The sequence below is a fragment of the Mesorhizobium helmanticense genome, assembly GCF_003034915.1.
GTDB lineage: Bacteria > Pseudomonadota > Alphaproteobacteria > Rhizobiales > Rhizobiaceae > Mesorhizobium > Mesorhizobium helmanticense.
Window position 1 is genome coordinate 1 of sequence record NZ_PZJX01000056.1, and the last position, 6026, is coordinate 6026.

The 6026-nt window shown below is 65.3% G+C and carries 6 protein-coding genes; 2 read left to right on the plus strand and 4 right to left on the minus strand.

Annotated features, from left to right (window positions below; translation table 11 throughout):
* Window positions 1-119: 119 nt before the first annotated feature.
* The 4 genes from C9427_RS29200 to C9427_RS29215 form a co-directional block, all read right to left on the minus strand.
* Window positions 120-794 (minus strand): amino acid ABC transporter permease, encoded by a 675-nt coding sequence (locus tag C9427_RS29200; RefSeq protein WP_107652503.1) that lies wholly within the window; start codon window positions 792-794, stop codon window positions 120-122.
* Window positions 795-902: 108 nt separating this feature from the next.
* The gene (locus C9427_RS29205; protein ID WP_107652504.1) at window positions 903-1712 is read right to left on the minus strand and encodes a transporter substrate-binding domain-containing protein; all 810 of its coding nucleotides are present in this window, start codon (window positions 1710-1712) and stop codon (window positions 903-905) included.
* A 290-nt stretch (window positions 1713-2002) separates the two neighbouring features.
* Complete coding sequence (locus C9427_RS29210; RefSeq protein ID WP_167434526.1) at window positions 2003-2770, minus strand: SDR family NAD(P)-dependent oxidoreductase; 768 nt, start codon at window positions 2768-2770, stop codon at window positions 2003-2005.
* A 40-nt stretch (window positions 2771-2810) separates the two neighbouring features.
* Window positions 2811-3569, minus strand: a complete 759-nt coding sequence (locus tag C9427_RS29215) for an SDR family NAD(P)-dependent oxidoreductase (RefSeq protein WP_167434527.1) — start codon at window positions 3567-3569, stop codon at window positions 2811-2813.
* 147 nt (window positions 3570-3716) lie between these two features.
* Here C9427_RS29215 and C9427_RS29220 point away from each other — a divergent pair, with 147 nt between their 5' ends.
* Together C9427_RS29220 and C9427_RS29225 are read left to right on the plus strand one after the other, a co-directional pair.
* A complete protein-coding gene (locus C9427_RS29220) occupies window positions 3717-4685 on the plus strand; it encodes a 3-hydroxyacyl-CoA dehydrogenase (RefSeq protein WP_107652506.1) in 969 nt (322 codons plus the stop codon).
* Window positions 4682-6026 (plus strand): 2Fe-2S iron-sulfur cluster-binding protein (locus C9427_RS29225; RefSeq protein WP_146172608.1); only part of this gene is annotated, 1345 nt, incomplete at its 3' end. The genes C9427_RS29220 and C9427_RS29225, both read left to right, overlap by 4 nt.

Genomic DNA, 6026 nt, shown 5'->3' on the forward strand with positions numbered 1-6026 from the left:
GAAGCCGGCGACGCAGCCGACCACGGTGAGGGCCAGCGTGCGCCCCATCGCCTGGAGCACGAAGATGGCGTTGTAATAGGTGAAGAAGTCGGGCGCTTCCTGGACGATCCGCTCCCACATCAGAAGATCCTCGCCCGGACGCGGAAGGCCCAGCGCCCGACCAGCGCCAGCGCGATCGAGGCTATGAAGGTCAGCGCGATGTAGATCACGGCGATGACCGAAAAGGTCTCGATGGTGCGAAGGTTCTGGGTCGAGATGTTGATCGCCCGGCCGGTGAGTTCCTCGACGCCGAAGATCGCCGCGAGCGAACTGCCGAGCACCAGCCAGATGAAGAAATTGCTGAGCGGCGCGTAGATGGTCTTGGCGATGTGGGGCAGGATGACGAACCGCACCATCTGCGGGCCTGACATGCCCAGAACCTGCGCGGTCTCGATCTCCTCGCGGCGAACGGAGAGGATGCCGGCGCGCAGGATGTCAGTGAGATAGGCGCCGGAATTCAGCGTCAGGCCGATAACCACCGCCGTCATCGGCGTCAAAAGGATGCCGACATCGGGCAAGGCATAGAACAGGAAGAAGATCTGAACCAGGGCCGGCGTGTTGGTGAAGAACACGACATAGGCGTTGATCAGCCAGCGTATCGCACGGCCGCCATACATCTTGCCCAGCGCCCCGAAGAGGCCGATCACGGCGCCCAGCCAAAAGGACAGAAACGCCACTTCGAGCGTCAGCAACGCCCCGCCAAGCAGATAGGGCAGCTGGGCAAAGACGACGCCGAATTGGAATGTGTAGTTCAACTGCCGCGGCCTCCATCTCTCTCGGGGTATTCCACGCTGCCGCGCAGGCCGCCGCGCAACGCTTCTACCCGGCTCACACTATCAAAAGAGTGAGCCGGGTGTCTGCTTTCAGAAGTACGGGTTGGCAACGATTGGTTTCAGCATCGGCTGGCCATACCATTTCTGCCATGTGTCGTTGACGTAGTTGCTGGAATGAAGGTCGTAGAGCAGGACATTGAGGAACTGCCGCAGGCCGTCATTGCCTTTCGACACGCCGATCGCATCGTAATTGACGAAGATCGTGTCGTTGAGCGTGCGCCATTTGATGTCGGGATAGCTTTTGGTGAAGGCGAGGAAGAAGTCGACATTCTCGATGAGCGCATCGCCTCGCCCCTGGGCAATGGCGCGGACGGTGTCGGCATTGGTCTCGACAAGCAGGACCTTGGCGTTGGGAAGCTTCTCCTTCAGGAAGTCGACCGACCAGTTGCCGCGCATGTTGACGAGCGTGAACTGGTCGCTGTTGAAGTCGGTCCACTTCTCGGCCTTGTTCTTGTCGGTGGTGAGCACCGCCATCGATTCCGTGTGCAGCGGCACCGTGAAATCGATCAGCTTGGCGCGTTCGGCCGAGCGGGTGAGCGCACCGAGCGAAATGTCGATCTGGTCGGCCACGAGATACGGAACGCGCTGCGCCGTCTCCGTCGGCACGAACTCGGCCTTCACGCCGAGCGCGGTGGCGATCTTGTTGCCGACATCGATGTCGAAGCCTTCGAATTCGTTGGTCTTGCCGTAGGAGCTCATCGGCGGGAAATTCGGATTAACGCCGATGCGGATGGTGTCGGCCTGAATGATCTGGTCGAGCGTACGGGCGTCCGCAGTCTGGGCCAGCATGACGCCGCCGATCAGCGCCGCGGAAGCGATGGAAAGGAGTTTGCGCAGCATGAAATCGTCCTCTTCCGCCGGCGTGGCCGGCACATGGTTTCCCTCTGACAGGCTGCATGGCGCTGATGCGCTTCTGTCTCCAGCCTTCGATCCATATGCTGGCAAAACACGTGCTTCCGGTCAACAGAAATGTACGTTATACGAACGTTTGTGCGCAAATAGCACATTTTGAGGATAAACGTGCGGCGGCGTTCGCCGCAGCAACACAGCGAAAAAGGTTTCTGGATCAATGCGGCGAAGCGCAGGAAGCCGCCATTTGCAGGCCGGCCTCACCTGAACATCAGCGCATCCTAACGGATGTAGGTCGCACCATTGACGTCGAGAGTGGCGCCGGAAAGGTGCCGCGACTTGCCGGTGGCGAGGAAGGCGACGAGATGGCCGATGTCGTCGGGCGGCACCCATTCGCCCATGGCAAGGCCGGCAAAGACCTTCTCCGTCCCGCCCTGGCTTGCCGCGAACGCCTCCGACATCTGCGTGCCGACCACGCCGGGGGCGATGATGTAGGTGAGGATGTTGTCGCGGGCATGTGCCCGGGCAACGGTCTGGGCCATGGCCTTCACCGCCGCCTTGGAGGCGGCGTAGGCCATCGTTGCAGGGTTGGTCACGCCGCGCTGCGCGCCCCAGCTCGAAATGGTGACGAGGATGCCGCCACCGTTGGCGAGATAGTGCTTGACCGCCCGGCGCACGAGACGGGCCGGCGCCAGCACGTTGACCTGCAAGGTCTCGGCCCAGACCGCGTCCCAGGTCGCATCGTCCTCGTCGAAGCCGCCATTCCAGCGCATGATGGCGGCATTGTTGACGAAGACGTCGATCCGACCGCGCCAGACCTGCGCCTCGTCCCACAACCTCTCAGTGGCATCGAGATCGTGCAGATCGGCCTGGACGAAGCGCTTTCGTTCGGCAGGCACCGTGGCCAAGGCAGCCTCGGCGCCGGCGAGATCGGAGCCATAATGGGCGATGACAAAGGCGCCGGCCTCGCCGGCGATGCGGGCGATGGATGCCCCGATGCCTTTGGAGGCGCCTGTGATGAGAATGGTCTTGCCATCGAGATCCGGCATGAGGGGCTCCAGCTCCAGGGACGCAATGGTCCAGATTGGGTCAGGCGAGGCCGGCATCGACGGGAAGCAGCTCCCCGCTGATGCCGCTAGCCAGGTCGCTCGCCAGGAAAAGTGCTGCCTTGGCGACTTCGTCGGCGGTCGCCAGCCGCGCCAGCGCATTGTCGGCGGCAAGTGCCGCCAAAGCCTCCTGTTCCGCCGGGCCGCCATTTCGCGCCCGCGTGCGGATGCGCTCGAGCAGGGCGTCCGTCGCGATCGGACCGGGCGCTATGCCGTTGACCCTGATGCCGAACCGGCCAAGGTCGCGCGCCGCCGCCCGGATGATGCCGAGCACGGCGTGCTTGGAGGCGGTGTAGAGCATCTGCCGGGGATGAGCGAGGTAGGCGTTGATGGAGGCCATGACGATGATGGCGCCGCCGCTCGCCTTCATCGCCGGCGTCGCGTGCTTGATCGTGGCGGCGACACCGCGCACATTGACGGCCATGACGCGGTCCCATTCGGCCATGTCGAGGCTTTCCGTCTCCCGCCAGGGCGGGACGAGGCCGGCATTGGCAACGACGACATCAAGGCGGCCGTGTTGGCGCAGAGCCGCGTGCATGGCCGCTGCAATCGTCGTCTCGTCGCCGACGTCGACGGCGGTGGCGCTGAAGCCGGCAGGCAATTGCGCGCCCGCGCTGGTTTGCGCGAGATCGAGCGCATGGCCGACTGCCCCTTCGGCGGCGAAGCGCTCGGCGATGGCGAGGCCGAGGCCGCGCGATCCGCCGGTGATCAAGGCAATACGGCCGTCGAGGAGTGGAGGCATGGCTTCCCGTCGCTTGGTTGTAGAACTCGCAGCCCAACGGCTTGCGGAATATTCGGGGCAGTGTAAATCTGTGTACACAAGTTCGCAATGCGAACGCAACGATTGCTCCGCCCTCCCGTCGCTTTTCATATTCCCACGGTTTACTCGATGACAGCACCCGATTCCGATTCCGCGCCTCAGAGGACATCCGTCGCGGTTATCGGTGGCGGCAGCATCGGCGTCGCCTTTGCCATCGTCTTCGCCCGCGCCGGACATGCGGTTCGCCTCAACGAGCCCGATGCGGCAAGACGCCAATCGATCGCGCAGATCCTGCAAGCGAGGCTTGATGATCTCAGCGGCTACGGCCTGCTTGACGAGCCGGCCGGCGCCATCCTGAGCCGGATTGCCATCGTCGCCAGCCTTTCCGACGCTGTCGCGGACGCCGCCTATGTGCAGGAATGCGCGCCAGAACAGCTTGCCCTGAAGCAGACGCTGTTTGCCGAACTCGACCGGCTGGCGCCGGCGGGAGCCGTGCTGGCCAGCGCTTCTTCCGCGATCACCGCCTCGGCCTTCGCCGCCGACCTGCCGGGCCGGGCGCGGATGCTGGTCGTTCATCCCGGCAATCCACCCTTCCTCATCCCGGTCGCGGAGGTCGTGCCCGCCCCCTTCACCAGCGAGGCGGCCATTGCCTTTACGCAGGACCTTCTTACTGGCGCCGGCCTGACACCGGTCCTCGTGCGCAAGGAGGTCGAGGGTTTCGTGTTCAATCGTCTTCAGGGCGCCTTGCTGCGCGAGGCCTATTGCCTGGTGCGCGACGGTGTCGTTTCCGTCGAAGACGTCGATCGCATCGTGCGCGACGGGCTCGGCCTGCGCTGGTCGGTGATCGGGCCGTTCGAGACGGTCGACCTCAACACGCAAGGCGGCATTGCCTCGCATGCGCAGAAGATGGGACCGGCCTATCAGCGCATGGGGGCGGAGCGAGGGCAGAACGACCCATGGACGCCGGATCTGGTCGAAAAGGTCGCCGCACAGCGCCGGACGCTGTTGCCGCTTGACCGATGGGCCGAGCGCGTCGCCTGGCGCGATCGCCGCCTGATGAGCCTTGTCCGCCACCGCAAGACCGAGCTTGAAGCATGACCGGCACCATCACCATCGATTTCGAAGGCGCTCGCGTGGAGGCGCGCGCCGGTGAAAGCCTGGCCGCTGCACTCACCGCCCATGGCGTCAACGTCTTTCGCACGACACGCTGCGCGGCGGAACGCGGCCTGTTCTGCGGCATGGGCGTCTGCCAGGATTGCCTTGTCGAGGTCGACGGCAAACCCAACCAGCGCGCCTGCATGACCAAGGTCGACCGGCCGCTCACCGTTCGCCGCGAGGCCCATGCCCGTCCGCTGATGCCCTCCGGACAGGGCCATCCGCCCGTCACCATCGGCGATGTCGAGGTGAGGACGCCTGAGCTGCTCATTGTCGGCGCCGGACCGGGCGGCCTTTCGGCGGCGATTGCCGCCAGAAAGGCGGGTGCCGAGGTTCTTGTCGTCGACGAACGCAGCCAGGCCGGCGGCCAGTATTTCAAGCAATTGAGCGTCGGCCCCAAGGGGGTATCCGCGCCCGACGCGCAGCATCGCGAGGGGGCGACGCTGATCGAAGCGGCTGTCCGGCTCGGTGTCGAAATCAAGTCCGGCGTCACGGTGTGGGGCGCCTTCGAGCCGAACGAATATGCGGCGACCGCCGAAGGACGGATGCTGCGCCTGCTGCCCAAGGCGGCGATCGTCGCCACCGGCGCGTATGAACGGGGATGGCCGGTGCCGGGCTGGACGCTGCCGGGCGTGATGACCACGGGCGCCGCGCAGACCTTGTGGCGAACGGCGCGCCGCCTGCCGGGCAAGACCGTGCTCATCGCCGGCAACGGGCCCCTCAATCTTCAGCTTGCAGCCGAGCTTATCGAAGGCGGCGCCAGGGTTGTGGCTGTGGTGGAAGCGGCGCAACGGCCGAGTGTCGCCAAGGTGGGTGCGCTGGCCAGCATGGCGCTGGCATCGCCGGCGCTGATCCGCGATGGCCTGCGCTATCATGGCATCCGGCGCTCCGGCGGTGCTGCGATGCTCTACGGCACCATCGTCGCCGGGGTCGAAAAGACGGCGACGGGCCTCAGCGTGAGACTTCAGCCGGCCGCGGGCAGCGGCGAGGAGATGCGCCATGAGGTCGACGCGCTCTGTCTCGGCTATGGTTTCGAACCGTCGAACGAGCTGTTGCGGGCGCTGGGCTGCGGGCATGATTTCGACCCGGTCCGGCGCCAATTGGTGACGCGCCGCGACGCGGACGGATTGACGGATGTGGGTGGTGTCTATGCCCTGGGCGACTGCACCGGCCTTGGCGGGGCGCGTGCAGCACTTGCCGAGGGCGCGCTGGTCGGAATTGCCGCGGCACGCGCGCTGGGACACATGCCGTCCATCAGCCTCGATGCCGAGGTGCGTCGCGCTC